This is a genomic window from Kribbella sp. NPDC050820 (assembly GCF_040653975.1).
GTDB lineage: Bacteria > Actinomycetota > Actinomycetes > Propionibacteriales > Kribbellaceae > Kribbella.
This window is the reverse complement of sequence record NZ_JBFAHB010000006.1, coordinates 129,280-154,462: the sequence shown is the minus strand read 5'-3', so window position 1 is coordinate 154,462 and position 25,183 is coordinate 129,280. Positions and strand designations below refer to the sequence as shown.

Genomic DNA, 25,183 nt, shown 5'->3' with positions numbered 1-25,183 from the left:
CCTCCGGCGGGGGAACCTGCTCCATCGGGCGGGTGGCGTGCTCAGCGGGCGTCGTAAAGCTCGCGGAGCGTCCGGAGGAACACCTGACGGTCGGCGGCCGGGAGGGTGGCGAGCAGGCGGTCTTCTTCGACCCGGATGCCTTTGCGCACCGAGCGCCGTACCCGGCGGCCCTTCGCCGTGATCGAGAGCAGCCGCACCCGGCGGTCGCCCGGATCAGGCGTGCGCTCGATCAGGCCGGCGTCCTGCAGCTCGTCGAGGGTGCCGATGATGCGCGACTTGTCCGCCCCGATCGCCTCCGCGAGCGCGGCCTGGGTCCGGACCGGGGTGTCATCGAGCGCGGTCAGTACGGCGTAACCCCACATCGAGACGTCGTTCGCCTCGAGCACGGGCAGCTCCGCCGCGATGAGCGCCCGCATCAACGGCGCAATCATCGCGGCGAGATCGGGGCGCTCGTCGCTCACGCCAGGGAAGATAGCACTGGCGCAATCATAAGCTGGCGCATACGATAAGCGCATGCCTACAGTTGATTACGTTTCCCTCGACGCACAAGCGGTCCGGGCCGGCATGGAGCTGGTCACGCGTGTCACCGACGCCGATCTCGCCAAGCCGACGCCGTGCAGGTCCTGGACGCTGTACGGTCTGCTCGCGCACATGGCGACGCAGCACTACGGCTTCGCCGCCGCCTCCCGTGGTGACGGCGACGAAGCCCTGTGGAAGGTCCGCGACCTGGGCGCCGACCCGGTCAAGGCGTACCTCGACTCCGCGGAGCATGTCCTGGAGGCGTTCGCCGAGGACGGCGTGACCGAGCGCCTGTTCCCGCTGCCGGAGTTCGGCACCGACCAGCCGTTCCCCGGGCAGCAGGCGATCAGCTTCCACTTCATCGACTACGTGGTGCACGCCTGGGATGTCGCGAAGTCGATCGGCGCCACGGTCACCTTCACTCCCGAGGTCCTGGATGCCGCACGTGACGTGGCCCAGCTCGTCCCCACCGGCGAACTCCGGCTGACCCCCGGCTCCCCCTTCGGCCCCGACATCCCATGGTCGGGCACCGACCCTCTGGACAAGATCCTGGCCCACCTCGGCCGCAATCCCGCCTGGCCCAACTAGTCCTCACAACCAAGCCCGTCGCTGTCGCGGTCCAGGTCGTAGACGTCGTCGCCGACGACTGTGACCGGGCCGCGCACGTACTCCGGCCCGTTGCCGCTGCCACCTGAACAGTCCACGTCACTGGCGATCGGGACGCAGCCGCCGCTGTAGTTCGGATCGCAGCCGGACTCCTGCGCCTCCTCGACCTTGGTGCCGACCGTGGTCACCTGCGTCCGCGGCTGCTTGACCACCTCCTGCTTGATGAGCTCCTTCGCCGTCTGCCTGCCGTCGACGATCGTCACCTCGTAGGTCAGCCGGCGCGTGCCGTTGACTCCTTGCGTGGTGACGGATTTCTCGCCTTTCGGCACCGAGGAATCCGTCACCGTCTTCGTCTTGAACGGAATGACCTTGAACTCCACCACGGTCTTCTTGGTCGTCACCGGCTTGGGCTTGGCTGCCGTCGTGGTCACTGCCTTTGGAGTTGGAGTCGGAGTCGGCGTGACCACCGCCTGACTTCCCACCACCGCAGCCGGCTCGGCGACTTCCGACGTACCGCTGGATCCGCAACCACCCGCGACCAGCAGGAGCGCAGGCAGCAGCGCAGCACGAGACAAACGCACGATTCCCCCCAACCCGCCGCAGTTTCCCCCCGCGGCGGGATTGTCAGCACCCGGACCTCCCGGGTGAGTTCCGATCTGTACCACCACGACCCGTTTGAAGTCGAGGGCCGAACCCCTGGGCAGTCGGAAAATTTCGATGCTTGGTAAGCGCTTGCCACCCCTGGGCACCGGTGCGAGGCTCGCGGGCACACCACTGGAGGAGAGGGTCCATGTTGGCTGTTCTGGGAAGACTTCGCCGCGCGGCTCTGGTGAGCGTGCCGGCGATCATGGTGGCGACTCTGATCGTTCCGACCCCGGCGTCCGCGGCCGTCACGGAGTACCCGGCGGTGACCCTGAACCGGGTCACGTCGAGCGCCGGGTTCGTGCATCCGGGGCTCGCGGTCAGCGCGGACTCGCTGGAGCGTGCCCGCACGCAGGTGCAGGCCGGCGTCGAGCCCTGGGCGTCGTACTACGCCGCCATGATCGCAACGTCGTACGCGTCCACGACGTTCAGCTCGCGGAACCAGGGGCCGGTCGTGGACCGGCCGGCGAACAGCGCGTTCAACTCCCAAGGCGTGCAGTCGCAGTTCATCGACGACGCGTTCCGCGCGTACACGCAGGCGATTCTCTACGTGATCACCGGCAACCCGGTGCACCGCGCGAACGGCCTGAAGCTGGTCCGGATCTGGAGCCACATGAATCCGGCCGCGTACGCCTACTACCCGGACGCGCACATCCACAGCGGCCCACCGCTGATGCGGATGCTGGCGGCCGCGGAGATCCTTCGGTACTCGAGCGTGAACCCGGGCACCGACGGCTACGACCTGCAGTGGAACGACGCCGACACCGCCGAGCTCACCGCGAACCTGATCGCGCCGATGACGCAGACCTTCCTGTACCGCAACCGCAACTTCATGAACCAGCACAGCTACTCGCTGATCGGCGCGCTCGCGGGCTACGTCTTCACCGACAACCTGCCCCGCTACACCGAGGCGGTCGAGTGGTTCTCGGTGAACTCCACCAACCCCGACGACGACACGAACGGCGCGCTCGCCAAGGTGATGCCGGTGATCGCGAAGGACGACCCGCGCAACCCGTACCGGCGTACGTTCGTGCAACTGCAGGAGATGGGCCGCGACCAGGCGCACGCCTGGGACGACGTCAGCATGCTCACCCAGCTCGCCCGCGTCATCGACATCCAGGGCACTCGACTGGACCCACTGCGCGGGACGGTGTCCACGCGGCCGAACGCGGTCTCGCCGTGGAAGTTCGGCGACTACCGCCTGCTGCGCGGCTCGGAGCAGTTCTTCGCGTTCATGCTCGGCAAGGACATCCCCTGGATCGACACCACCGGACGCGGCGGCGTGCTCTCCCAGGCGTACCGCGGCCGGATCTTCGACCCCACCAACGAGCTGTACCACCTCTACAAGGACAAGCTCGGCGACGATGCCATCCGGGCGATCGCGCCGAGCATCACCGAGCTCGCGACCCGGCAGGACGCGGCCGCACGGTTCTACTGGGGCACCGCGTCGTACAACTACTGGAACAGCAACCCGGACTGGAACCCGGACTCCTGGCTGTCCTTCCCGGCCTCGGTCGCCGGCACGGTCCCACCGGTCCAGCAGAACGCGCTGATCCAGGCGGAGACGCGGACGTTCCCGATCACCTCTGGTACGTCGGTCCACGACGGCTACGTCCGGATGGAGGCGAGCCGGGCCGGTACGACGATCGCCGTACGATCACTGCTCTACGACAACCGGAACGGCTACAGCCCGGTCGGGGTTCTGGTCCGCACGAACGGCACGGCGACCTTGCAGATCCGCAAGGAGCGGGCGCTGGCGCCGTACCACTCGTTGACCGTGCCGGACACGAAGGGCGCTTGGCGCTACCTCACCTACGACATGGACACCGCGAAGCTGCGCGGCAGCGCGGGCGGTGAATCGCTCGCGTACTACACGATCGTCGGGTCCTCGAAGGTTGCCGTGGACATCGATGCGGTCAACCTGCAGGCCAAGAGCCAGCTCACGCCGCCGACCTTCCCCGAGGGCTCAGACACCCGCCTGGTCGCGATTGCAGGAGAGCCGCTGCGCGCAGACCTTTCGGCCACCGGGACTGTGAACTACACCGCCGGCACTGCGCTCCCGAGCCAAGCCACCCTGGACGCGCAATCCGGAGTGTTGACGTGGACGCCCACGGCCGGCCAGGTCGGAGAGCACAAGACCTTCGTCGTGGCCGACGACGGCACAACGAACTCCGTGCTCCGCGTATCAATCACGGTCGCCGCCAACCGCCAGAACGCCATCGACGCCGCCCTCGAGGGTTACGACCCCGCGACCGCTTACGTCCGGTCAAGCGCGGCCGCGGTCACCTCGGCCGCGGCGCTGGCGACCTCGCACCTCGAGTCCGACAGCGCGACCTTCGCCGCCGACCTCGTCGCCGTACAGAAGGCAGTCGCCGCGCTGGAGAAACTCACGCCCACGCTGGCGGACGACGGCTCGATCGACTACTGGGGCCGGGCGACCTCGGCGACCATCACGCCGGTTGCCATCGGCAACATGCTGGACGGCGACATGAACACCTTCTCGGGTGATCTCCGCGCGCCGGCGATCATCGACTACGGCAACGCCTTCCGGGTCCGGGCCGACGCGTTCGGGCTGCAGGCGCGGTACAACTTCGCCAACCGCTCGGAAGGCGCCAACGTGTACGGCTCCAACGACGGCCGGACCTGGACCCTGTTGTCGTCGCGGGAGACCACCAACACCAGTGACCGGGCGTTCGAGCTGGAGACGATCCCGGTCCGCGACGAGGTGAAGAACCTGAGCTTCCGGTTCCTCAAGCTCCAGGTCGACCATCCCGGCGTGCCGACCGATCCGGCGTACCCGGGCCTGTCCAGCTTCAGCGAGTTCCGGGTGCACGGCGAGCGGATCGAGATGAGTACGGCGCTCAGCGCGGTGTCGATCTCGTCGAGCAACAGCGATCCGAAGCTCGCCCAGAACGGCGACACGGTCACGCTGACCATGTCCGCCACCGAGCCGCTGAGTGCGGTCACGGCGACGATCGAGGGACGCGAGGCCACGGTCACGAGCTCGGACAGTCAGCACTGGACTGCGAAGCTCGTGCTCCCGGACGACGTCGGCTACGGACGGGCGCTGCAGTTCGCGGTCGACTACACGACGGCCGCGGGCGAGCCCGGCGCGACGATCGTGGCCTCGACTGACGGATCAACGCTCCAGCTGTGGAACAGCGCCGTACAGACGGTCGCGATCCAGCCCAGCTGGGTGGTCGCATCGAGCGTGGTCTTCCCGGGGGTCAGCACGGCGGAGGACAACGGGTGGCGGATGTTCGACGGCAACATCACCACGTACACGGACACGACCAGCGGCAACGGGTGGGTCAAGGTGACCGCGCCGCTGGAGTTCAACGCAGTACGGGTCCATCCGCGGACGAACTTCCCGAGCCGGGCCAACGGGACCGTCATCCAGTCGTCGACGGACGGTGGGACCACGTGGACGACGCTGGCCACGATCACCGGTGTTGCTGATGGCAACCAGTGGTACGTGTTCCCGTTGGCGTCCACGGTCTCGGTGCCGATGATCCGCGTGTACGACGGCCACGGCGGCTTCACAAACCTGGCCGAGGTACAGCTGCTCAAGTCCTAGGGGTGGTTGGCCGACCTGCTGCCCGTCAGCAGGTCGGCCAGCTCGGTCGGGCGGTAGAGCACGAGCTTGCCCGTGCGCTGCGCCTCGACCAGACCGGTACGACGAAGCAGCTGCAGGTGCTGGCTGACGGCGGACGGTGTGACCTTCAGCTCGGCGGCGAGGTCGCTGGTGGTTCGTGGGTGCGTGAGCAAGGCCAGAATCGTGGCACGCGGCGTGCCGATGAGCTGATCCAGATCGCGGCGCGACGGCGGCTCCACAACCGACCACAGGTTGCCCTGCCCGCGCGGCGGGTAGCCGATCAACGGCTCGGCACCGATGTCGAACGGGATCACCGCGTGCGGGCCGAACAGCGTGGGCTGCAGTACCAGACCGCGACCGTCGATGCTCTCGGTCCGGCTGGGATTGCTGACCTGGTCGATCCTCAGCCGGCCATCGTGATAGCTGATGACCGGTGCCAGGTCGTTCAGCATCGCGGCGGTTCCCTGCTGGGTGACGAGGTGACCGCGGTAGCTGATGTCGGCGGACAGGATCGTGCGCATCCGGTCCCAGTACGGCGCCATCACGGTTCGCCAGTACTCGCGCAGCGCATCGACGATTCTGGTCACGCCGTCGGCTCCGGCCAACTCGTCGGGCACCTTTCCGTTGACCGCGACGAACTGCCGCTCGAACGTCTCGCAATCGACCGCGCCGACGAGCTCGAGCTCCTCGTCGAGCTGGGTCAGCGGTGACGTCGGGCGCGGCGTGAGGAAGTCCGGACTGCCCATCGTGTCGTTGACCAACCACCGCAGTACACCCCAGTCGAGCTGCTCCAGCACCGGCTGTACGGCGCGAATCCACGGCAACTGCAGCGGAAACCGGCCAGGATCCTGGAGCGCCCGCAACGAGAGCACCGTCTCGGCCGCAGGCGAGATCGCGAACCGGATGTCCTCCAGATCCTGCGCAGTCAGCTCGTAGGTCAGCACGCTGTCAATGTAGCCCTCCCCTAAATCGTTCCCTGGGGCGGACCGCGCCGGGCGACAGTCGATCCCATGACTACTGCCGTCGTTGACGCGCTGCCGCGGAAGGATCTCCTCGGCGCACTCGCGGTCTGCTCAGCCATCGGCGTGGGCACCGTCTACTTCCCGCAGGCGCTGCTCCCACACGTCGCGGCATCTCTGCAGGTCTCGGTGGCAAACGCCGCGCTGATCGTGACCGCGCCACAGGCCGGGTACGCCGCCGGCATCCTGGCCCTCGTCCCACTCGGCGACGCCGGAATCCAGCGCCGACTGCTCACCATCCTCTTCTGCTGCACGTCGGCCTCCGCGTTCCTCGCGGCGGCTGCTCCATCACTGCCGATCCTGGTGCTGGCGTCGTTCCTGATGGGCTGCGCGACGGTCGCCTCACCCGTGATCGGCCCGTATGCCGCGGGTATGACCGGCTCGAGTCGCCTGGGCAGCGTCAACAGCATTCTGCTCAGCATCGGCATTCCGGCAATGATCGCGTCGCGTGCCATCGCGGGCTTCCTGGGCGAGCACTACTCCTGGCGGTACGCCTACCTCGGCGCGGCCGTGCTCACGCTGGCCTGTGCCGTGGTGGCGTGTACACGGTTGCCTTTGCCAACAAACGTCGTACCGGTGAACTTTCCGGCCTACCTGCTGCGACCGCTGACTCAACTGCGGTTGCACGCCGGCTTGCGTCGGTCGGCGTTCTACCAGATGTGCACCTTCGCCGGCTTCGCCGGCACGTGGGCCACGCTGGTCCTGCTCCTCCGCGACAACTTCGGTCTCGGGGCCGACGCCCTCGGCTGGATCAGCCTGGTCGCGATCGCCACGATGGCCGTAGTCCCGCTGACCGGGCGCCTTGTCGACCGCCTGAACCCGGACGTGGTGACGTCATGGATCCTCGCCGGCACGTGTCTGGCCGCCGTACTCATGCTCGGCGCGGTCCTCGGCGGCCCGCTCGGCCTGACCCTGCTGATCGCCGGCGTACTGGTCCTCGACGTCGCCATGCAGTCCGGCATGGTTGCCAACGTCACCCGCATCTACCGCCTGGACCCGAGTACCCGCAGCGCCATGAACACCGCCTACATGGTCTGCGCGTACGGCGCCGGCGCATTCGGCTCATGGACCGCCGTACGCCTCTACAACTCGCTCGGCTGGTGGACGGTCCCCACCTTCGTCACCACCCTGGCGGCCGCAGCCGCCGTGGCACACGTCAGGCGACGTTCAGGAGGGTCGCGATGAGGAGCCCCGCCAACAGGCCCGCGATGCCTAGGGCGATCAGCGGGCCGGGAGTGATCGGGGGTTCCGGGACGCGCAGGTTGAAGATGGCGAAGAGGCGTTCTTCGGCCGGCCGGACTTCCTGAAGGAGGACGGTGCACGGGTGCTTCACGTTCTCGACCACCTCAACGGCGGTTTGGGCCGCCACGACGGCGCCGCGGATCACGCAGACGACCACGGCGCCCGACGCCACAGTCAGGACGCCGATCAGGGCTGCGGTGGTCTGCGGCATCGTGGCGTCGGCGAACAGCGTGTTCTTCAGCGCCGAGAACGACCACAGGCCGAAGAACCCGAGCGCCGCCGAGGCGAGCCCAACCGCCAGGAACACCTTGGCCAGCGGGTTCTGCCCCCGCACCGCCGCCGCGAACGCCCGCGCGTCGCCGGCCAGGTCCTCCGCGCCCCGGGCCAGCCCTTCCTGCATCGCCAGCGTGTCGGCGCGCGCCGTCAGCTGCACCCCGATCACGATCCGGTCGGCGAGGTCCAAGGTGCTCGCCAGGTCGAGGATCTCCCTCCAGGCGCCCACCACCTCGTCGTGCCCCGCCGCAATCGCAGCCCTCTCCACGACACTCATCCGTGCCCCCTAACGCCGCCCGCGCCACCCCCAACGCGACCGTCTCCCCTGCCAAGAGACTACGCCGCCCAAGCCCTCACGAACAGTAACCACCCGTCAATCCTTGACTTTCTCCCCGTGCGACCCCGTCGACAACCACCCACCGGAACCCCACCCCACCACCAATCCCCTGGACAAACCTGACACACTGTTCCCCTCACCCTCGTGAGAGGGCCTCTAGCTCAACTGGCAGAGCAGCGGACTTTTAATCCGCGGGTTGTGGGTTCGAGTCCCACGGGGCCTACAAGTTTCCGCAGGTCAGGCGCATGTCGGCGCCTCGGCCGTGAAAGTGGGGTCTGCGCAAACTCTGCCAATACTCGGACTGGCCGGTGCACGTCCGTCTGAGAGGGGTCGGCGGCTCCGCGCAGCCAGCTGGTTGCGCGTTGCTGAGCGACGTATCGCATCCTGTCGCACTGGTCTCGTTTCGCCCGATCTCCGGCTCGCCCAGCCGTTGAGCTGCCACGTGCAGTTGGACTGTGGAGGGCTGAGATGAGCAGACCGCACCTTCCGATCGGAACGTGGGGCCACGTCCGATCCCGTGCTGAGAGGAAGGACGCCGAGGGCAAGGTGGTCTCCTGGCGCGCGTCTGCGTACTTCCGTGACCACGACGGACGTACCCGTGAGGTCACCGCCTCCGCCAAGACCAAGGGCGCAGCCGAGCACCGCCTCCTCACGAAGCTGCGAGACCGGGCAAAGCTCACGCAGTACGGCGAGCTGAGCCCGACGGACAAGATCAACGACCTCATCGACCTGTGGATCGAGAAGTTCGAGGAACGCATCGAAGACGGCCGCCGGTCACCGACCACGCTGACGACGTACCGCACAGCCATCAAGAACTACGTACGCCCTGCCCTCGGCGAACTCCTGATCGGTGAGGCAACCACACCCCGCATCGACAGAGTGATCGGAACCATCAAGCGCAACGCCGGCCGCCCCACCGCGAAGACCTGCCGCGCGGTCGTCTCCGGCATGATGCAACTCGCCGTCCGGTACGGCGCCCTGACCGTCAACCCGGTCCGCGAGGTCGAAGCGATCGAGGCCCGCCCGAAGGACCCGCCCCGCGCCCTCACCAACGAGGAGATCGCCGCACTCAGACAACAACTGACCACCGACGAGGCTGCCGTACACGCCGACCTGCCGGATCTGGTGACCTTCATGCTCGGCACTGGAGTCCGAATCGGCGAGTCGCTTGCCGTTCTCTGGTCACAAGTCAACCTCGAGTCCGGCGCAGTCGAGATCACTCACACTATGGTTCGCGTCCCAGGCCAAGGCTTGATCCGCAAGGCCCCGAAGTCCAAAGCCGGCGAACGCGCCCTACCCCTCCCAGACTGGGCCGTTGCGATGCTCTGCCGACGCCACGCAGCCGGCGTCCAGTTCGACGGCCCCATCTTCGCAGACTCCCTCGGCGGCTTCCGAGACCCCTCCAACGTCCGCCGAGCCCTCCGCCGCGCACTGTCCCCCGTAGCCAGCACCGCCCGCCGGGACCTCGGCCAAGTACTGCGATCCACGCGACTTGAGGCTGGCCTGACTCGCAAGCAGGTCGCCACGAAGCTCGGCTGGCCAAAGACCAGACTCGAGCTGATCGAGACCGGCCGCATCAAGCTCGACCGCGAACTCGTGACCACCCTCGTCAAGATATACGGCATCGACCTCGACAAGTCACCCGCGCTCAGCGCCCAAGTCGACCAAGCAGCCCAACCCTCACCCTCAGACGCCCTCACCTGGATCCGCTCCCACACCTTCCGCAAAACCACCGCCACCGCCCTGGACCGCCGAGGCCAATCCGCCCGCCAAATAGCCGACCACCTAGGCCAAGCCCAAGTCTCCATAACCCAAGACGTCTACATGGGCCGCCGAATCCACAACCCTTCCGCAGCCGCCGCCCTGGACGAGGAGTTCGCCAACCTCGACCTCTGGTGAGGACCCGCTCGCGTCGGGCCAGTCCGCAATGCCGTCCAGCCACCCGACGACTACCGGCAACAGTTGATAACCAGTAAGTCCGGGGTTGCCAAGTATCTGATCGATGTGGATACTTACTACATCCGGGCATCAAGGATATCTAGTAATCGGAGGGGAATCATGCTGGTCATCACATTGGGGGACGAGAAGCGGTGGAAGGACCCGTCAGAGGACGACCTGGGACGGGACCGGACGGGGTACAGCCCCACTATGAGCCCGTTGGCGCTCTATGACGCCAACCACGGCACGTGGCATTTGGGCGAGAAGGCTCGGCGAGAGCGGTACGTGATCTACGCCTACAAGGGCCAGATCGTGCAGGCCGTGAAGATCGACCGAATCGAGTACGTCTCAGATGCCGTGCCCGGCTCGGAATCCGCGCGATCGGTCATCCATGGCCAGGTACTGGGCCCAGGGGACGCAGTGCACGACAAGTACGTCGGTAAGCCGTCGCCGATCCCGCCGCAACGCAACCCTGTCGGCTACTTCGATGCATCCGAAGACCACACGCCATGCCTTTGCGGATGCGGTGAGCCGACGCCGGCAGGCAAGGACTTCCTGGCTGGCCACGACCAAACTGCGCTCCATGATCGCGTCCGGCAGATCGGGTCGGTGCGGCAGTTCATCGAGTGGTTCGACGAGGTTCACGGCTTCTGGCCTGAGATCAACGTAATCTACGAACCGACCAAGTTGGACGGCACGCCAACCGGCCAGCCGCACACCATGCGCCACCGGCTCGGCTGCGACCATTTCTACGTCGATGACCGCGGCCGGCCGAACAATCGAGTCCGCCTCGCGAAGCCGAGCGAGATGACGTTGCCTCCCTGTAAGACGTGCATCGGCACCGCGGCAAAGGCTGCACTCGAACGGTAGTTCGATGGGTGTGCCACCAGGCCAATAACCTGCATCCACGGGTCCGGGTCAGAGACGGGTCGTGCCTCCATGGGCTCGGTAGCGCGAACGTCCCTACGCGATCTACGAAAGTCCTCGCGACTGGCTGAATCAGGTGCTCCAGTCGCAACGTTTCGCCAGTGGGCGAGACGTGCACGAGTCCGCCGTTGGGAGGCTCCCCGTCGGCGGGCTGAACCGCCGTGTGTCCGATCACGTTGCCGCGGCTCGCCGGTTGGTGGTGGCTGTCAGCCCCAGAAGATGTTGGTGGGGTCGCGGTCGATCTCGGTCAGTAGGTCGTCGACACTCTGCGAGGGGGCGAGTCGGCCGTAAAGGTGGAAGCGTTGATGCTGGTCGCTCCAGTACAACGTCCAGGATTTGTCGGTGGCGTTGTAGCGCAGGCGAGCAATCGCGGAGGTGGTCCAGTCCGGCCCGAGGTTCTCGTGCCATGGCGGACGTCGTTCGACGATCGTGAGGTGGCGCTGAGCAAGTTCGCACTCGATGCGCACTTGGTCGCGGGCGTTCTCTGGCACCCGAGCGGCGCACCACCGCTGCACTCGCGCGACGTCCGATTCGGGAAGCGCCATTCAGATCACCAGCCGTCGGGTGGCCGGCGCCTTGATCGCGGCGTGCAGGTGGGTGACCGTCATTCCTCAGACCCTACCGACCACGATCGGTACGGTCTGACCGATCACCTGATTAATGATGTCAGTCTGGCTGTAGTGGCGGGACGGACTGTGTTGGCACCTCAGCGAATCCCGCACCGGCCGCCGATTGTTGAGCGGTCTCTGCTGAGAAGCCAGCGAGCATGTTCATGAGCCGGAGGTGCTGGCGATGTTGCTCGACTGCGTTGGTTGGTGGGGCGTCTCCGAGGATTGAGCGGCCCTGAATCTGGTGGCGCTCTCTGTAGGCGGCGATCTCCCGGATGAGTTCGGTGGGATCCGGGTCTGGTGTCGCGCTGGCTGCGCGACGCAAGTTGCGATACCAGTCTGGCGGATTGGCGGATAGCTCGTCTGCGAGCCAGTTGGCGCGTTCGACGATCTGAGATTCGAGTTCGCGGAGTGGTGCGATCAGTGTGGGGTCGCTGATGTGGGTTGCTGGGGTGATGAGGCCGACGATCTGTGCGGGGTGGCGGCCGGCCAGCTGTAGTGACCGGGCGGTCAGGCGGCGCACTCTGTGGTGGATGACTGCGGCGACGTCGCTGGCCTTGGTGAGCGCTGATTGGTTGACGGCGCGGTGAAGTAGCTCGGTGACGTTGAGGCCGGCGTTTTCGGCGCGGCGGAGTTCGGCGATGAGGGGGCCGTAGGCGGGGGAGGCTTGGACCGCTGCCTGGTCGGCTGGATCGAGGCCGGACGCGGCGAGGGCAGGTTGGTAGCGGTTCTTGGCGTCGAGTTGGCAGAGGTGTTCGTGGATGGGGATGAGGTGGTCGAGGCGGGTGGCGTTGTCGAGTTCTTGGCGCATGACTTCGTGGGCGGATTGTTCGACGCCAGGGTCGTTGAGGACAGCCTCGAGGATGTCCTGCATGGTCTGTTCGGCGTGGGGTTCGTGGAGGTCGGAGCTCGCCTGGTGGGTGGAGACGTAGGCGTTGTTGGCTTCGCGGCCGCGGGTCATCCCGACGTACATGAGGGCCCGGGTGAGGTGGTCGGCGACGAGCAGATGTGCGGTCTCGACGGTGGCGCCTTGGGCTCGGTGGGCGGTGGTGGCGTAGGCGAGTTCGACGAATTCTTGAACGTACGTCGTGGGCAGGGTGACCGTGTCGCCGGTCGGGTTTTGGACGGTGAGTGAGCCGTCCGGCCAGCGGTGGATGACGGTCCAGTGGTCGCCGTTCTTCACGAACTGGCGGCGGCCGTAATGGAGGCGGCGGTTGTTGAGGCGGGTGACGATGTGGTCGCCGAGGCCGACGTGGTTGCCGCTGTGGAGTTCGATGCCGTCGGGTTCGACGTCGCCTGTGGTGATGCGGTCGAGCCGAGCCCGGGCGTTCAGCCGCGCGACGGTGGCGTTGTCCGCCGCGATCAGGAGACTGGTTCGGCCGTTGTTGGTGTCCGTGAGCCACGCCTTGTAGGCGGTGTCTTCCATCTCCGCTGACGAGCCGGCGGTGAGCCGGTCGTGATTGTCGTAGGCGTCGATGGCACCGAGATCGCCGCGGCGCAGCGCGAGGCCGGCGTCGCGTTCCCACGGGTTGGTGAAGCGCCACACGTCGGTGAGTTCGGCGGCTTCGGTGTCGCGGGCGATGAGGCGGAAGGCGCCGCCTGTGTCGGCCGCGGAGAGCTGGGCGTCGTCTCCGACGAGCACCAGTTTGGCGCCGGCCGTGTTGGCGGCACGGGCGAGTGTGGCGAGTTCCATGGTGCTGGCCATGGAGGCTTCGTCGACGATGACGAGTTGGTTCTGGTGGAAGCTCCATCGATCGTGGTCGGCTCGCAGGGCTGCGAGCTGAGCCACGAGTCGATGGTGACGGAGACGGCGGCGCGAATGGTGGGCGAGTTGGGCGGCGTGTTCGGTGTGGAGTATCTGCTCGCGTCGTTGTTCGGCGCCGAGGCCGGTGGATTCGTAGATCCATTTGGCGATGTTCTCGGTGGGGGTGCCGATGGCGTCGGACAGGACGGTTGAGGCGGCGGACGATGGTGCGAGCGCGATGATCGACCCGTCGCCGTACCTGGCTTCCCAGCCGGCGGAGAGGGCGGACAAGAGGCTGGTTTTGCCGGTTCCGGCTGGGCCGATGAGCGCTTCGAGTTTCTGTCCGCTGGTCGCGATTCGACGAAGTGCGGCTGCCTTGTCGGGGCTGAGACCAGCAGTGTGGGTAGCGGCTTGGGGAAGGGTTGGGCCGGTGGTGTCGCGGGCCATGTCCAGTAGGACTGCTTCGGCGCCGAGGATCACCGGGGAGGTGTAGATCTGGCCGTTGTGGATGGTGAACACGCTCTCGCCGCTCGCGCGCGTGACGGGGATAGTCACGAAGTCGGGAGCGGTGAGGCTGATCGAGTGCTGTTCGGCGCGTTCGACGATCGCTTGCAACGCGGCGGACCGGTCGTCGGTGGAGACGAAACGGAGGAGTCGGGTTTGGCGTGCGGCCTCGGCGAGAAGGTTCCAGCGCGTCCAGGTCGCACGCTTGGTTTGCAGTGTCAGAACGGTCGCGGCGCCGTACGCGTCGAGCGTTTCCGGGCTTAGATCTGCGGCTGCCAAGGGACGCTCGCCGGCGGTGTTGAGGGATCGTTGGATGGCGGTGACGGTGTCGTATCCGATGGCTTGGTCGGCGCGTTTGCGCCACCGCGTCATGAGTACGGCGAGGGGTTGGGCGTGGTGCTTGGCAGGCCGGTTCATGAGGGTTGCTTGCTGCCGCAGGGCGTACATTTCGCGGCGGTTGGGTGGGTGGATCTGGTCGTTGCGGTCGTCGAGAAGGGCGTTGAGGTTGGCCTCGATCTGCGCGGTCCTGGCGGAGAACTCAGCGATCAGCTCGTCGGGAATCGCGTCGATTTCGAACGCCGGATTCCGCCGGGAACCGCGTTCGCGCAGCTCCCAGTTCACCCCGAGACGGCGAGTGAGATGGTCGGCGAGGAGTACCTTGTGGATCTCCGACATCGCCACCGCAGCCCGGTACAGCACCCGCCCATCCAGAGTCCGCCACGCGCCGTCCGGCCCCTGTACGCGGTTCGCGACCACCACGTGAGTGTGCAGCTGCGGGTCGCCGCTGCGACTGTCCCAGTGATCGAACGCCGCCGCGATCACCCCGCGCGTATCCAGCTGCGCGATGCCGCCATCGCCGCTCCTCGTGAACGCCGCGTGCTGCTCGATCAGCGACAACACGTCGGCGACAGCCTCGTGATGGGCCGCGACAATCTGCTCCTGGATCCCCACATCGGCCGTCGCCCACAACGCAGAAACCGACTTCACCGGCGAGAACGTCAGGTCAAACCCAGCGACCGCCTGCCGCGACTTCTTCCGCATCTCCTCCCGGCGAATCCGTGTCACAGCGCGCTCGCGTTCGGCGTCAGACAGGGCCGGGTCGAGTTCGCGGATCCGATCCCAGATCCGCTCTTCCGGACGCTTGAACACGCGATACGGCTGGCCGAGTTGCCGGCCGGTCACCGGATCCTTCGCGCGCCCGAACAGCGCCGCCATCTGAGCCTCGGTCACCTCGCTCCCGGACACCAACTCGCCGTCGCCGAGGCCGCTGAGACCCTTTCCCATCCAGCGGCCGGGCGGGTATCCGGACGCGGTGTAGTACGCGGTCAACGGCGTAGCCATCCGCCGATCTACATCCCCTGCAGCGACATGCCGAAGCAAGTACAGGTATCCCTCTCCGGCGTTCAGCCGGTGGATACTCAGCACAGTCGACTGCCCGGAATGTAGCGGTTGAGTCTGTTCGCTTGGTCGGTCATGCAAGCTCAACGTGTGAGCGATCAGGGCGCTGATCGCGGCGGCACCCGGCGGAGCCGGCCCGGCATGCAAGAGGTGTGATCGGATCGAGGCTGGCGCTTCACCGCTAGCGACGCTTGTCGGCCCGCGGCGGTGTTGCTGCGCTTGGAGTTGGCGCCTTCACTTATTCGTAGAGACCTGACGGAATCGCGCCAATCGCGACGCAGTGAGCCGACGAGACAGTTGCTCTAGTCGGCCTCGGACTCGCTGTCAGGTTCGCGGGCTCCGCGCCGAGGAAAGGGGGAAGTGTCAGCGGTCGCGCCAGGCGAGTGGTGAGGTTTGAAGAGCTGCTTCGGCGAGGCGTCGACCGAAGTCGGTCTGGATTCGGGCGCGGGACGACTCGATCCAGCCAGAGACTCGCTTGTAGCCGGCTTCGCCGTACTCGACGGCGTGCATGAGGCATTCGAGGCGGTCCGCGTCTTTGGCGCAGCGTGCCTCGATCGTCTCGGCGGCCTCGTACTCGGTGACGGCTTCGCGGATGCTCTTGGCGGCCGCCTCGGGAAGGACGGCGACTTGGTCCTCGGTGATGCGTTCGTTGCTCGCGACATCCATGTACGGCTTAGCGCTGTGTGGGATGTCGCCGATGCGGGTCTCCTGCGAGTCGTGCCACATCCCCAGGTAGGCCGCCCGCACCGGGTCGCCGCCCTCCTCACTGGCGATCAGTGCGGCGAGCTGGGCAACACGCAGGCTGTGCTCTGCGACGGACTCGGGGTCACGGACGCCGACATGCCACCAGCTGGCCCGACGGAGCCGCTTGAGTACTCCCATCTCGTAGGCGAAGGCGACGACTCCTGCTGCGTCCTGGTCGGTCGCGCGTCATCCGTCACGAGTACTCCGTTCGACCATCAGTTGGCCAACTGCACAGCGCACCACAGATTGTTCAACTCTACGGTGCTACTGCCAGCGGGGTTGTCGTCCAGTGCTGCTGCCTCGACCCACCCGCCGGCCCATTGCCGTAGCTCTCTGTCGTACTGCGAGAGCTCCGGAGGTGCGAGCACCAGTTGCCACAGGCTGTGGATGTTCATCGGAGCGCTCACCCGATCTGTGAGACGTTCGAGCAGGTGGTTTCGCCGGCCGCGTTCCTGACCAGCTTCGACTCGACGTTGCGGTGATGAGGTGCGCGGGAGCTTAGCGTGACCCTGCTCGCGCGCTGTCGAAGTCTCCCTCCCATCGGCGGATCTGCGGAGGGTGGTGCGGGAGACGTGCATCGAAAGGCGTTGATCAAGCTGGTTGGGCGTTCAGTGCGACTCGCAAGTCGAATACCAGACCGCAGGGGAGGCGATGCTGCTCCCGGAGCCTCCCGGTGCGACGTCGATCGAGTTAGCTCACGCCTTCAATTCGTTCAAAGATGTCGGAGTCAGTTTCTCGCTGCCAGGTCGGCAGGTCGTCCCAGTCAGCTACATAGCTGGGCTTGGGGTTGGGGATGTGGCGGTAGATCTGAGCGATCCAGCACAGCGCTACGAACCGGCCCTTCTGCTCGCGGCTGAGCTTGCTCGTGCGCCCTTCCGAGGCCTCGACAAACGCCCGCACCTGTTCGCACACGGCTGCGGCACTCTCCCGCTCCCAGTCAGGCGTGTCTTCCCATGGCGCGACGTACCCAGCCTTTGGCACGCCGGGGTAGTGCTTCGCAACACCCGCAATCCATGCCTCACGGAAGATGCGGCCTTGTTCGTTCGACAACTGCATTGCTCCTTAGTGAGAGGGATTTACAGCGGCGAACGCGAGACTGCACACGCCCAGTACTCACATTCCCAAATGGAGTCGCCGCACCTGATCTGCATAGAACCCTCAGCTGACGCCATCGGGCCACGCGCGCCACTCGAACGACTCAGGACGGGCACCGTCGCCTTCAATGAACTCCCGTACTGCTTGACGAACCTGCCCGATGCTGACCTCGGAATCCTGCGGCCAGGCTTCGCCATGCGTTGCGTAGACATAGAACATCTCGTCACGCTGGCTTATGGCACCGGGTACATACGTCACGTCCTGATCGTCACCGCCGGCGTAGCGAATCCCGCCCACGTCAGCCTTGGCGTTCACCGCTATACGCATCTCATGGTCGGGTAACCCTGCCATGAGCGGACGACCGTCCGCGTACAGCGTGGCGACGGAGTAGTCGAACGACTCGCTCAGCAGTGCATCCACTAAAGCATCGGCATCGCCCGCGTTGGTGAGCACGACGGGATCGTCGTCGTGCTCGTGCCGGAAGAACGCTTCCACCCTGCTCATGACTGCTCCTGGTCTGATGGTGGCTGTGGATAGGTCTTCTTGAATCCGTCAGGACCGAATACCGTCAACGTTGATCCCGGCGGAAGGATCAAACCAATCAATGCCCGACATCCCCACTTACCTGGACATGGTAATTTGTTGACCATGATCGTTTCGTGCTTTAGACCTTCAACTCGCATTCGCATGGCGAACTTTGTTTCCACGTGTGACGGCGTGGTGATGGTACCACCGTGCCTCGGCGGAATTCCCTGTCCCCGTAGGAAGTCCGTCGCTTTCTGAAACCACTCATCATGCTGACCGCTGACCAGCTCCTCCTCGTTGCCATCTTTATCAACCCACAGGCCGCGGGTCTTCGGCTGAGTCAGCTCGGACTCTTCCCGGCGGGGTAGCTTCTGCTGCAACCGGTGGCCCTCCTCGTCGCTGATCCGTCGCCCCGGCGATGCTTCCTCCGGGCTCGTCTCATCGCCGGTCCCTGTCATCCGGTCAGGCTCGTCCGCTCCAGGCTCATGGTCCTCGTCCTGGCGGCGCTCCGCGGGTCGCGTGCTGCCACCTGGACCGACCGGCCGGCCAGCCGCCAAGCCGCCGCTTGGCTCGGCGGTTCGGATGCCGCTGACCATCTGCTCGACCCACTGCTTTGCCCGAGCCTCAGCCTGAGACAAGTAGTGAGCAGCTTCCTCGCAGCGTCGCGCTGCGTCGTCGAGCTGCATGGCGGCCATGCGGGCATTCGGGTTGTTGCTCCGGTTGCCGATCCATGCCGCGGCTTCGCGGCACTTCCTGGCTCGGTCATGAAGGTAGCCGACCGCCCGCGGTGCCTCGTTCAGGCAGGCGAGCAGCTGTTCAGCGACCCGCTGCAGCTCGGAAGGCATACGACGGCCTCGGCCGGCTAAATCTGGTCGGCGTAGCTGCGGCAGCCGGCTTCGGCGATCTGTAGCGATTGGACGGCTTGATCGACCGACTTGGCGGCAGCGTCGAGCATGGTCGCGATGTCCTGGTCGGCCCGTGTCGCTGTACCGCGGATCAGCATCTGCACTTGTTGGCTAGACTGTTCGAAGCGCTGCTTGAACCCGGCCAAGCTGGCGGCACCTTGGCGTGACTGATCGGCCAGGCCGTGCAGCTGCATCTTCATCTGTTCGACTTGGGACATCGAGAGCTCCTCACTTAGTTGGACTTCAGCGGTCTGCTGGGGACGGATTGACAAGCCTCGCGGTAGCGCGGCAATGATGTTCCCGATACGGGAGGACGATCAGGCAGATGATTCGACGCAAGAACGCCTTGTTGGACACGGCTCTCGCCTGCGTGGAGCGCTGCATTCCGGTGCAGGCAGCAACCATTTCTGGTGCGCCGGACGGCGACTGGATCACGGATGCCGACGCAGCCCGCGTAGCCTGGGGCGTCGACGAGCCGCCGAACTTGGCGATCACGTCGTGTCCGACCGTCGCGATCTGGCGCCTGCCGCGGATCGCTGGCGCTTATGGCAAGCGCCTCTACGAGCAGGAGCGACCTGGCATCTGGCCGCCGACGATGCAGCTGCCGAACGGCGACTGGATCACCTGCACGTTGCAGCCCGACCCCGACCTCGGCCCACTGGCGACCGGTGTCGAGTACATCGAGCCCGGTACGCCCGTGGTCATCCCGCCTTCGACGACCCTGGATGGCCGGCTGCGGTGGGACGGGTCGAAGTTCCCGCTGCATCCACTCCCGAGCGCAGAGGCTGTGTTGTCCAAGGTGCTCCGTGCCGAAGAGGAGTACGTCGAGCTGCACGGCCGGCCCGGCTGAGGTCTGACCAGCCGTGCAGCAGTGCGCCACGATTCAGCCCTTTTGAGCCACGGCCAGGAACAGCGAGCTTGCCGCCACCAGCTCCGGAAGGCGGTCGGCCAGACGGGAGCACTCCAGTGCCGTGTCGATCGGGTCGTGTTCGGCAAGCTTGTCGGTGTAGGGCTGGTTCTTGAAGTGGGCGTCGATCATGACGGTCAGCCAGCCACCGGGACCAGTGAGGCCGAAGATGTTGACCGGCCGTAGCCCGGAGCTGACGAGTTCGCTGCGTAGCTCGCTCTCGCGGTGGTAGTAGCAGTGCGCCATGCGCTCGTTGTTGGCGCTGTGGCCGGTCTCCAGGATGTCGCGCACGATGCCGTGCCGCGTCAGGAGCGTGTTGGCGAGCGTTGAGCCGATCAGGTTCGCAGCCCGGTTGATAGCTACGGCTGCGAGTACGCCGCCCGGTCGCAACACCCGCAGCGCCTCACGAAGCGCCATGCGCCGATCGCTGGCGTCAGGCAGGTGATATAGCGGCCCCGCCATCAGCACGGCATCGAATGACTCGTTAGGCCGCGGCAGCCGGCGCCCGTCGCCGAGCTCGGCGGTGATGCCTGCTGCGTTGGCCGGGTCGACGTGACGCTGGACCGGATCGAGCAGCACAACGTCGTGCCCTTGGTCGCGGAGCCAGCCAGCATGCGCACCGGGACCGCCCCCGATATCGGCGATGCGGGCCGGAGCCGACGGGAACCACTGGCCGAGGAAGTCGTAGAGTCGGGCTTGCTCCAGTCGACCTTTGACGGTCGAGTTCAGCCGGGCGGCCTCGTCCCAGCGGCTCGAATAGTGTCTCTCGATCGCTGGATCGACACTCGGCCGATCTAGCGGGATTACGGGCGTATCCACTGCGCTCCTATCATCGATGTGGAACAGCGGGCGGGCGTCCGCTCTGCAGGCTGTGCGCCCACCCGCTGGTCTTGAACGGCGCTGGCCGGGTGGTCGCTCGCCCCGGGCGCGGAGGCCCAGCCACCCAGCCAGCTGTGACCGAGGCACCCGTCCGGGCCTCGGTGCCTGAGCGGCTGACACGGAGCGGACTCGCATTCACGTCCCGTGCCAGCCGGCATCTGAACGGGCCCTGGCCGAGCCCTCCACAGGGGAGAGGAGGACTCGGACAAGGACCGCGGTACGACGGAGTCGATGGGTGTGCAGCGATCTTCTGCACGTGAGGGGCTGACAACGACGGCTCCCCACCGATTCCGCCAGTTCATGGGGTGACCTCATGCAGCACGATGCGAGCCCCCGTGACCCGCTCGAACTGCGCACGCACCGCTGCCGGATCTCCCACCAGTGCCAGGTGCCGCAGACTCGGCAGCACAACCGCCGTGATCTCGTAGCGACTGACCGAAGCGACCAGCCCCTCGAAGGCTTGCGGGGCAGTTTCAGGGTCTTCGACGTACACCGAGCCCATGAGAAAGCCTTCGAGTTGGCCGAACTCGCCGAGTTCACCCTTCATGTCGTCGACGTGTCGGCCGGACAAGTACAGGTCACGCCGGGCGTATCCGAGCAGCAATGGCCGGCTGTAGTCGGTCACCGGTCCTCGTCCATCCAGCGGCGGAAGGCCGCGACCAAGCGCTCCCAGAGCCGGGACCACCAGCCACGTCGGTGCTGGCCGTTCACGAGTCAGCAGCACTCGATCTCACCGCCGCGGTCGCCGGCTCGATGGTGATGCGAAGGCTCGCGAAGCGCCGCGTCATGCCCGCCTGGTACTTCATGGCCGTTGCTGGCTCGGCGGTGTAGTCCGCGATGACATGGTCACCGAACCAGACGCGGATGCGGCGTTCGGTTGGTTGCGGGACATCAGCAAGCATCGTCATTCGCCGCGTACCTCCTCGATGATGTCGCGGATCATGAAGCCGTAGAGCACTACTGCGATGAGCGTGAGGATCCATGTACTCGCTGTCATGGCGACCACCTTCCCGTTCGGGAGGGATCCCGGGAAGGGAGGTTGGAGGGATGCCAGAGGGAGGAATTGGGGAGGAATCGTCGCCGTTAGGTGCCCGGTGGTCACAGCCTGTGGCACCATCGATGAGTGACGGAGGCGAATGATCAGCTTCGCCACGCGCGCGAGCGCGTGGAGTCGCCTCACGCTCCGGGTCAGCCGGCGTCCCGCCAGGATCTCGCTGAAATGGTCAATGAGTGGATCTGGCAGCACCGTGGCCGCCGGACCGACATCGACGCCAACTACATCGGCAAGCTCGAACGGGGACTAATTCGAAGCCCTCAGGCCGACTATCGGGCGGCCCTGAGGGCTATCACTGGCGTACGCACTGATCCTGACCTGGGGTTCCGAGTGCGCCGCCACTCATCCCCACCGGTGGAGAACGTGGATCGAAAAGGGTTCCTCCGAGCAGTTATCGGCGTAGGTGCCGCTGCAGTGTCCTCGGCACCGCTGTTGGAACTGCTAACGCCTGATCAGGCAACACCGGTTCCGAGCATCGTCACGGAAGCCGACATCGATGGCGTCCGTACGGCGGCGCGGGTCTTCGGCTCGTGGGACAACCACTACGGCGGCGGGCTGGCACGCGAAGCGGTCATCGCCCAGCTCCGTCACTCGGCCGAGATGTTGGACTCTCGTTGCCCCGAGCACCTACGCGGCGAGCTGTTCTCCTCAGTCGGCTTCCTCGGTCACGTCTGCGCCATGATGGCCTTCGACGCCTACGCCCACGACGACGCACGGCGGATGTTCCGCTTCACGCAGGCCTGCGCCGACGAAGCTGCCGACTGGAATCTGCGCGCGAAGACCCTCTCTTCGATGGCGCGCCAAGCCATCTGGTGCGGCGACCCGGACCAGGGCTTGACGCTTACTGAGATGGCGCTGGTGCGTGCCGACCGCCTGACGGCAACGGAGCGAGCCATGCTGTTGGCTGCGCGAGCTCGGGCGTTGGCCAAGCTTGGCCATGTGCAGGAGACGCTGCGGACAGTTGGCCTGGCGGATGAGCAGTTTGCCCAAGCCGATCCCGCTAACGATCCCGACTGGATGCGCTACTACGACCAGGCACAGCACCTTGGCGACACCGGGCATGCCTTGTGGGATCTCGCCGTTCGTCAGGGCGAAGCTGAACAGGAAGCAGCTGCCAGACTGGCTAGCGCCGTCGCCGGCCACACCGAGACCTACGTGCGTTCGCGCGCCATGAGCGGCATCAAGCTGGCATCGCTGACCATGACAGTCGGCGATCCCCAGGAGGCGGCTGTCATCGGCGCGCAGGCACTGAAGGACGCTCGGTCCTTGCGTTCACGTCGGGCAGCTGACGACCTGCGTGACCTGGCGCGCCGGGCGACGGTGTTCGCGCGGCTCGATGAAGTCGACGAGCTGCGCCACGACATCCGTAATGTGCTGGCCGCCTCGTGACACTGCCACCTTCAGAGGTGCTGCTCGAGCGGGCGTGCAGTCAGGTTGGCCTGTCCTCGTCGGGCGCCGAGCCAGTTCGGCTGGGCGAGAATGCCATCTACCGTCTCCCGGGCGAGGTGGTGGTGCGCATCGGACGAAGCGGGCAGGTTGACGCCGCTAGTAACGAGGTCGCTGTCGCACGATGGCTCGCGTCTGTAGAGGTGCGAGCAGTTGAGACCGTCGCCCACGTTGACCAGCCGGTCGTCATCGATGGCTCGCCGGTGACCTTCTGGCGTGAGCTCCCCGAGCACCGTCATGGCACCCCGACCGAGGTCGCCGCCGTACTCAAACGCCTACACGCCAGTCCACTACCGAATAACTTCGATCTTCCACCGCTTGCCCCGTTCGTTCGCCTGGCCGAACGTATCGACGGAGCGACGACCTTGACCGAAGACGATCGGGACTGGCTGCGTGGGCAGCTTGCTCGACTCAGGGAGGCGTTCGATGACCTTCCCGCCGGCCTGCCACGGAGCGTGATCCACGGCGACGCCTGGGCTGGCAACGTCGTGGTAACAGTCGATGGCCCGGTGCTCCTGGACCTCGAACGCTTCTCGCTCGGACCGCCCGAGTGGGATCTGGTCAGCACCGCGGTTCGGTTGAGCACGTTCGGCACTATGACGGCCGAGGAGTACCAAGCCTTCGCACAGGCATACGGACATGACGTGCTCATGTGGGACGGATTCGATGTGCTGCGCGACATCCGTGAGTTGCGCGTCACCTGCTACGCGGCCCAGCGTGCGAGCGAAGAGCCTTCACTCCGTGAGCAGGCCGATCTGAGAGTCGCCAGTATTCGCGGCCTGCGCGGACCAAGGCCGTGGCCCGACTGGAAGCCACTGAGCTGAGGCTAAGGAACGAGATTGTGCTGGTCCGAGAAGGCGCCGCCATCGCTAGCGATCTGAGCAGATCGGGCAGCTTGGAATGGGTTCAGCCTCGCGATCACCGTCAGCGCAGGCACCTCTCGACGCTATCGCCGCGTCTGGTCATCGGCCACACGTTGCGAAGAGGCAGTCCGTTGCATGTCTCAGGCTGAGGTTCGAGAGGCAGTGGGTCGAGCAGATGATGAGCGGCATTCGAACCGCCGAACCAACCGGCGGCTCGAGGGGCGGACGGTCGCTAGGGCCAGGTAACCGCACCCCCACCGACGTCGCCGTGCCGACCATGACGACGAGCGGGAAGCCAACAAGCCGGATAAGCCCGCGCGGGCGTGGGATGAGACGAGTTGGGAGGAAGATGGACCAGCGTCGCGGGGGCACCATCAACGATCGGCCGCAGCACAGTGGCTTCAGTGATGAAGTTGGAGAAAGGCCCGAGCCCGCTCCGTTCGTCGAGCAGACTGTTCGGCGACTACCCGAGCGACCGGGAGATGTCGGGCCAACATCCGGAATTCTGACCAGGCCGGGCGGTGGGGGCCTGATCCATGTGCGCAGCGGGGCCGCGAGGACCCAGAGGTACGGCGCCAGGTCTCGGCGGCCGAACCGCCAGCCTCGACTCTGTGCGAGTGAGAACACGCGGAGGGCGAGGCGGCCCTCATGCGCCGTGCAGGAACGCCTCGAGAAATGACCCTGTACGTGAACAAGTGTCCCTTCGGTGGACGGTACGGCTGCGACAACACGTTGCCGTGGCAGTTGCCACCCAGCGCCAAGCGACGGTCCGTTGGCCAGGCGGCTATAAGGACTACATCGGTGATGGGAGAGGGCTCGCATGAACGACTTCTTGACGGCCTACTACGACGATGACGCGGGACAGCAGCGCATCGGCAGCCAGGCCGCGCTCGACGAACTGCTCGACCGAGTCGCAAGTCTGCCGCGGCCGACCTGGGTTGAATTGGTCAGTGCGGATGAGCTCGCCACGATCAACATTGGGCTAGGAGCGGCCTTCAGTTCCTTGACCCTCTACGACGACGTCGATGGCTCCGCCAAGTACCGCTCAGCTGGCACCCTCGACGAGCCGCAGAAGGCGACCTTCGACTATGGCGGCGTGCCGACAACCATGGGCAGAGGCAGCGCGATCACCGTGAAGGAGGCTCGTGCGGCGGCCTCCGAGTTCCTCGCCACTGGCAGACGTCCTGAACTGGTGGCCTGGGAGTTGGCAGTCGGCTAAGTGCTCACATGGCGAAGATGAACGTGTGTTCTATGGTGTGGCCGGTCGAGGCTGCTCCTGTCGAACTGCCGCCTCTGGTCGCCAGCGATACGCTGATCGCTCGGGTTGAGGGGTCACGTCTGTCTTCTGGTCCAGCCATTGATGCCTGACCCGACGACGTCAGCGGCTTGCGCCGAGGGAGAGACCATGACCTA

General features: G+C 66.1%; 23 protein-coding genes and 1 tRNA gene. 10 read left to right on the top strand and 14 right to left on the bottom strand.

Annotated elements, in window-relative coordinates; all coding sequences use genetic code 11:
• Nucleotides 1-41 precede the first annotated feature (41 nt).
• On the bottom strand, nucleotides 42-461 hold the full coding sequence (locus tag AB0H36_RS08375; protein ID WP_360518619.1) for a MarR family transcriptional regulator: 420 nt from the start codon (nucleotides 459-461) through the stop codon (nucleotides 42-44).
• Nucleotides 462-513: 52 nt separating this feature from the next.
• Between AB0H36_RS08375 and AB0H36_RS08370 the strand changes: the two genes are divergently transcribed.
• Nucleotides 514-1,107 (top strand): TIGR03086 family metal-binding protein, encoded by a 594-nt coding sequence (locus AB0H36_RS08370; RefSeq protein WP_360518616.1) that lies wholly within the window; start codon nucleotides 514-516, stop codon nucleotides 1,105-1,107.
• Here the strand turns inward: AB0H36_RS08370 and AB0H36_RS08365 are convergent.
• Nucleotides 1,104-1,706 carry a G5 domain-containing protein gene (locus tag AB0H36_RS08365; protein ID WP_360518613.1) on the bottom strand — a complete coding sequence of 201 codons (603 nt, stop codon included), beginning with the start codon at nucleotides 1,704-1,706 and terminating at the stop codon, nucleotides 1,104-1,106. The genes AB0H36_RS08370 and AB0H36_RS08365 overlap by 4 nt on opposite strands.
• Nucleotides 1,707-1,915: 209 nt before the next feature.
• Between AB0H36_RS08365 and AB0H36_RS08360 the strand changes: the two genes are divergently transcribed.
• Nucleotides 1,916-5,344 (top strand): putative Ig domain-containing protein, encoded by a 3,429-nt coding sequence (locus AB0H36_RS08360; protein ID WP_360518610.1) that lies wholly within the window; start codon nucleotides 1,916-1,918, stop codon nucleotides 5,342-5,344.
• On the opposite strand, the gene AB0H36_RS08355 is transcribed toward AB0H36_RS08360, so the two are convergent.
• Nucleotides 5,341-6,306, bottom strand: coding sequence for a DUF5937 family protein (locus tag AB0H36_RS08355; protein ID WP_360518607.1), 966 nt, complete (start codon nucleotides 6,304-6,306; stop codon nucleotides 5,341-5,343). The two genes, AB0H36_RS08360 and AB0H36_RS08355, sit on opposite strands and share 4 nt — an antisense overlap.
• A gap of 66 nt (nucleotides 6,307-6,372) precedes the next feature.
• Between AB0H36_RS08355 and AB0H36_RS08350 the strand changes: the two genes are divergently transcribed.
• Nucleotides 6,373-7,566, top strand: a complete 1,194-nt coding sequence (locus AB0H36_RS08350; RefSeq protein WP_360518604.1) for an MFS transporter — start codon at nucleotides 6,373-6,375, stop codon at nucleotides 7,564-7,566.
• Here the strand turns inward: AB0H36_RS08350 and AB0H36_RS08345 are convergent.
• A complete protein-coding gene (locus AB0H36_RS08345; protein WP_360518601.1) occupies nucleotides 7,538-8,173 on the bottom strand; it encodes a hypothetical protein in 636 nt (211 codons plus the stop codon). The genes AB0H36_RS08350 and AB0H36_RS08345 overlap by 29 nt on opposite strands.
• Nucleotides 8,174-8,383: 210 nt before the next feature.
• Between AB0H36_RS08345 and AB0H36_RS08340 the strand changes: the two genes are divergently transcribed.
• The 3 genes from AB0H36_RS08340 (at nucleotide 8,384) to AB0H36_RS08330 (ending at nucleotide 11,041) form a co-directional block, all read left to right on the top strand.
• Nucleotides 8,384-8,456, top strand: a tRNA-Lys gene (locus AB0H36_RS08340).
• A gap of 245 nt (nucleotides 8,457-8,701) precedes the next feature.
• The gene (locus AB0H36_RS08335) at nucleotides 8,702-10,132 is read left to right on the top strand and encodes a helix-turn-helix domain-containing protein (RefSeq protein WP_360518598.1); all 1,431 of its coding nucleotides are present in this window, start codon (nucleotides 8,702-8,704) and stop codon (nucleotides 10,130-10,132) included.
• 249 nt (nucleotides 10,133-10,381) lie between these two features.
• Nucleotides 10,382-11,041 carry a hypothetical protein gene (locus AB0H36_RS08330; protein WP_360518595.1) on the top strand — a complete coding sequence of 220 codons (660 nt, stop codon included), beginning with the start codon at nucleotides 10,382-10,384 and terminating at the stop codon, nucleotides 11,039-11,041.
• A gap of 263 nt (nucleotides 11,042-11,304) precedes the next feature.
• Here AB0H36_RS08330 and AB0H36_RS08325 read toward each other — a convergent pair whose 3' ends face one another.
• The 7 genes from AB0H36_RS08325 to AB0H36_RS08295 all read right to left on the bottom strand — a co-directional run bounded on the left by AB0H36_RS08325 (nucleotide 11,305) and on the right by AB0H36_RS08295 (nucleotide 18,839).
• The gene (locus AB0H36_RS08325; RefSeq protein WP_360518592.1) at nucleotides 11,305-11,643 is read right to left on the bottom strand and encodes a DUF3024 domain-containing protein; all 339 of its coding nucleotides are present in this window, start codon (nucleotides 11,641-11,643) and stop codon (nucleotides 11,305-11,307) included.
• A gap of 121 nt (nucleotides 11,644-11,764) precedes the next feature.
• A complete protein-coding gene (gene mobF / locus AB0H36_RS08320) occupies nucleotides 11,765-15,379 on the bottom strand; it encodes a MobF family relaxase (RefSeq protein ID WP_360518589.1) in 3,615 nt (1,204 codons plus the stop codon).
• A 336-nt stretch (nucleotides 15,380-15,715) separates the two neighbouring features.
• Nucleotides 15,716-16,234: an HD domain-containing protein gene (locus tag AB0H36_RS08315; protein ID WP_360518586.1), complete on the bottom strand. Its 519-nt coding sequence runs from the start codon at nucleotides 16,232-16,234 to the stop codon at nucleotides 15,716-15,718.
• 552 nt (nucleotides 16,235-16,786) lie between these two features.
• Nucleotides 16,787-17,152: a hypothetical protein gene (locus AB0H36_RS08310; RefSeq protein ID WP_360518583.1), complete on the bottom strand. Its 366-nt coding sequence runs from the start codon at nucleotides 17,150-17,152 to the stop codon at nucleotides 16,787-16,789.
• Nucleotides 17,153-17,254: 102 nt separating this feature from the next.
• Nucleotides 17,255-17,695 (bottom strand): Imm1 family immunity protein, encoded by a 441-nt coding sequence (locus AB0H36_RS08305; protein ID WP_360518580.1) that lies wholly within the window; start codon nucleotides 17,693-17,695, stop codon nucleotides 17,255-17,257.
• On the bottom strand, nucleotides 17,692-18,561 hold the full coding sequence (locus AB0H36_RS08300; protein ID WP_360518577.1) for a DddA-like double-stranded DNA deaminase toxin: 870 nt from the start codon (nucleotides 18,559-18,561) through the stop codon (nucleotides 17,692-17,694). The genes AB0H36_RS08305 and AB0H36_RS08300 overlap by 4 nt, the downstream gene beginning before the upstream one ends.
• 17 nt (nucleotides 18,562-18,578) lie before the next feature.
• Nucleotides 18,579-18,839 carry a hypothetical protein gene (locus AB0H36_RS08295; protein WP_319043645.1) on the bottom strand — a complete coding sequence of 87 codons (261 nt, stop codon included), beginning with the start codon at nucleotides 18,837-18,839 and terminating at the stop codon, nucleotides 18,579-18,581.
• A gap of 107 nt (nucleotides 18,840-18,946) precedes the next feature.
• On the opposite strand from AB0H36_RS08295, the gene AB0H36_RS08290 reads away from it, so the two are divergent.
• Entirely contained in the window at nucleotides 18,947-19,471 is a 525-nt protein-coding gene (locus AB0H36_RS08290) for a hypothetical protein (protein ID WP_360518574.1), read from the top strand.
• Nucleotides 19,472-19,504: 33 nt separating this feature from the next.
• Here the strand turns inward: AB0H36_RS08290 and AB0H36_RS08285 are convergent, their stop codons facing one another.
• The 3 genes from AB0H36_RS08285 to AB0H36_RS08275 all read right to left on the bottom strand — a co-directional run bounded on the left by AB0H36_RS08285 (nucleotide 19,505) and on the right by AB0H36_RS08275 (nucleotide 21,315).
• Nucleotides 19,505-20,347, bottom strand: coding sequence for a methyltransferase domain-containing protein (locus AB0H36_RS08285; protein WP_360518571.1), 843 nt, complete (start codon nucleotides 20,345-20,347; stop codon nucleotides 19,505-19,507).
• Between the two features lie 358 nt (nucleotides 20,348-20,705).
• Nucleotides 20,706-21,032 carry a hypothetical protein gene (locus AB0H36_RS08280; RefSeq protein WP_360518568.1) on the bottom strand — a complete coding sequence of 109 codons (327 nt, stop codon included), beginning with the start codon at nucleotides 21,030-21,032 and terminating at the stop codon, nucleotides 20,706-20,708.
• An 82-nt stretch (nucleotides 21,033-21,114) separates the two neighbouring features.
• Complete coding sequence (locus AB0H36_RS08275; protein ID WP_360518565.1) at nucleotides 21,115-21,315, bottom strand: hypothetical protein; 201 nt, start codon at nucleotides 21,313-21,315, stop codon at nucleotides 21,115-21,117.
• Between the two features lie 215 nt (nucleotides 21,316-21,530).
• On the opposite strand from AB0H36_RS08275, the gene AB0H36_RS08270 reads away from it, so the two are divergent.
• From AB0H36_RS08270 to AB0H36_RS08260, 3 genes are all read left to right on the top strand, one after another.
• Entirely contained in the window at nucleotides 21,531-22,850 is a 1,320-nt protein-coding gene (locus AB0H36_RS08270; protein WP_360518562.1) for an XRE family transcriptional regulator, read from the top strand.
• Between the two features lie 17 nt (nucleotides 22,851-22,867).
• Entirely contained in the window at nucleotides 22,868-23,731 is an 864-nt protein-coding gene (locus AB0H36_RS08265; RefSeq protein ID WP_360518559.1) for an aminoglycoside phosphotransferase family protein, read from the top strand.
• Between the two features lie 859 nt (nucleotides 23,732-24,590).
• On the top strand, nucleotides 24,591-24,989 hold the full coding sequence (locus tag AB0H36_RS08260) for an Imm1 family immunity protein (protein ID WP_360518556.1): 399 nt from the start codon (nucleotides 24,591-24,593) through the stop codon (nucleotides 24,987-24,989).
• Nucleotides 24,990-25,183: the final 194 nt, after the last annotated feature.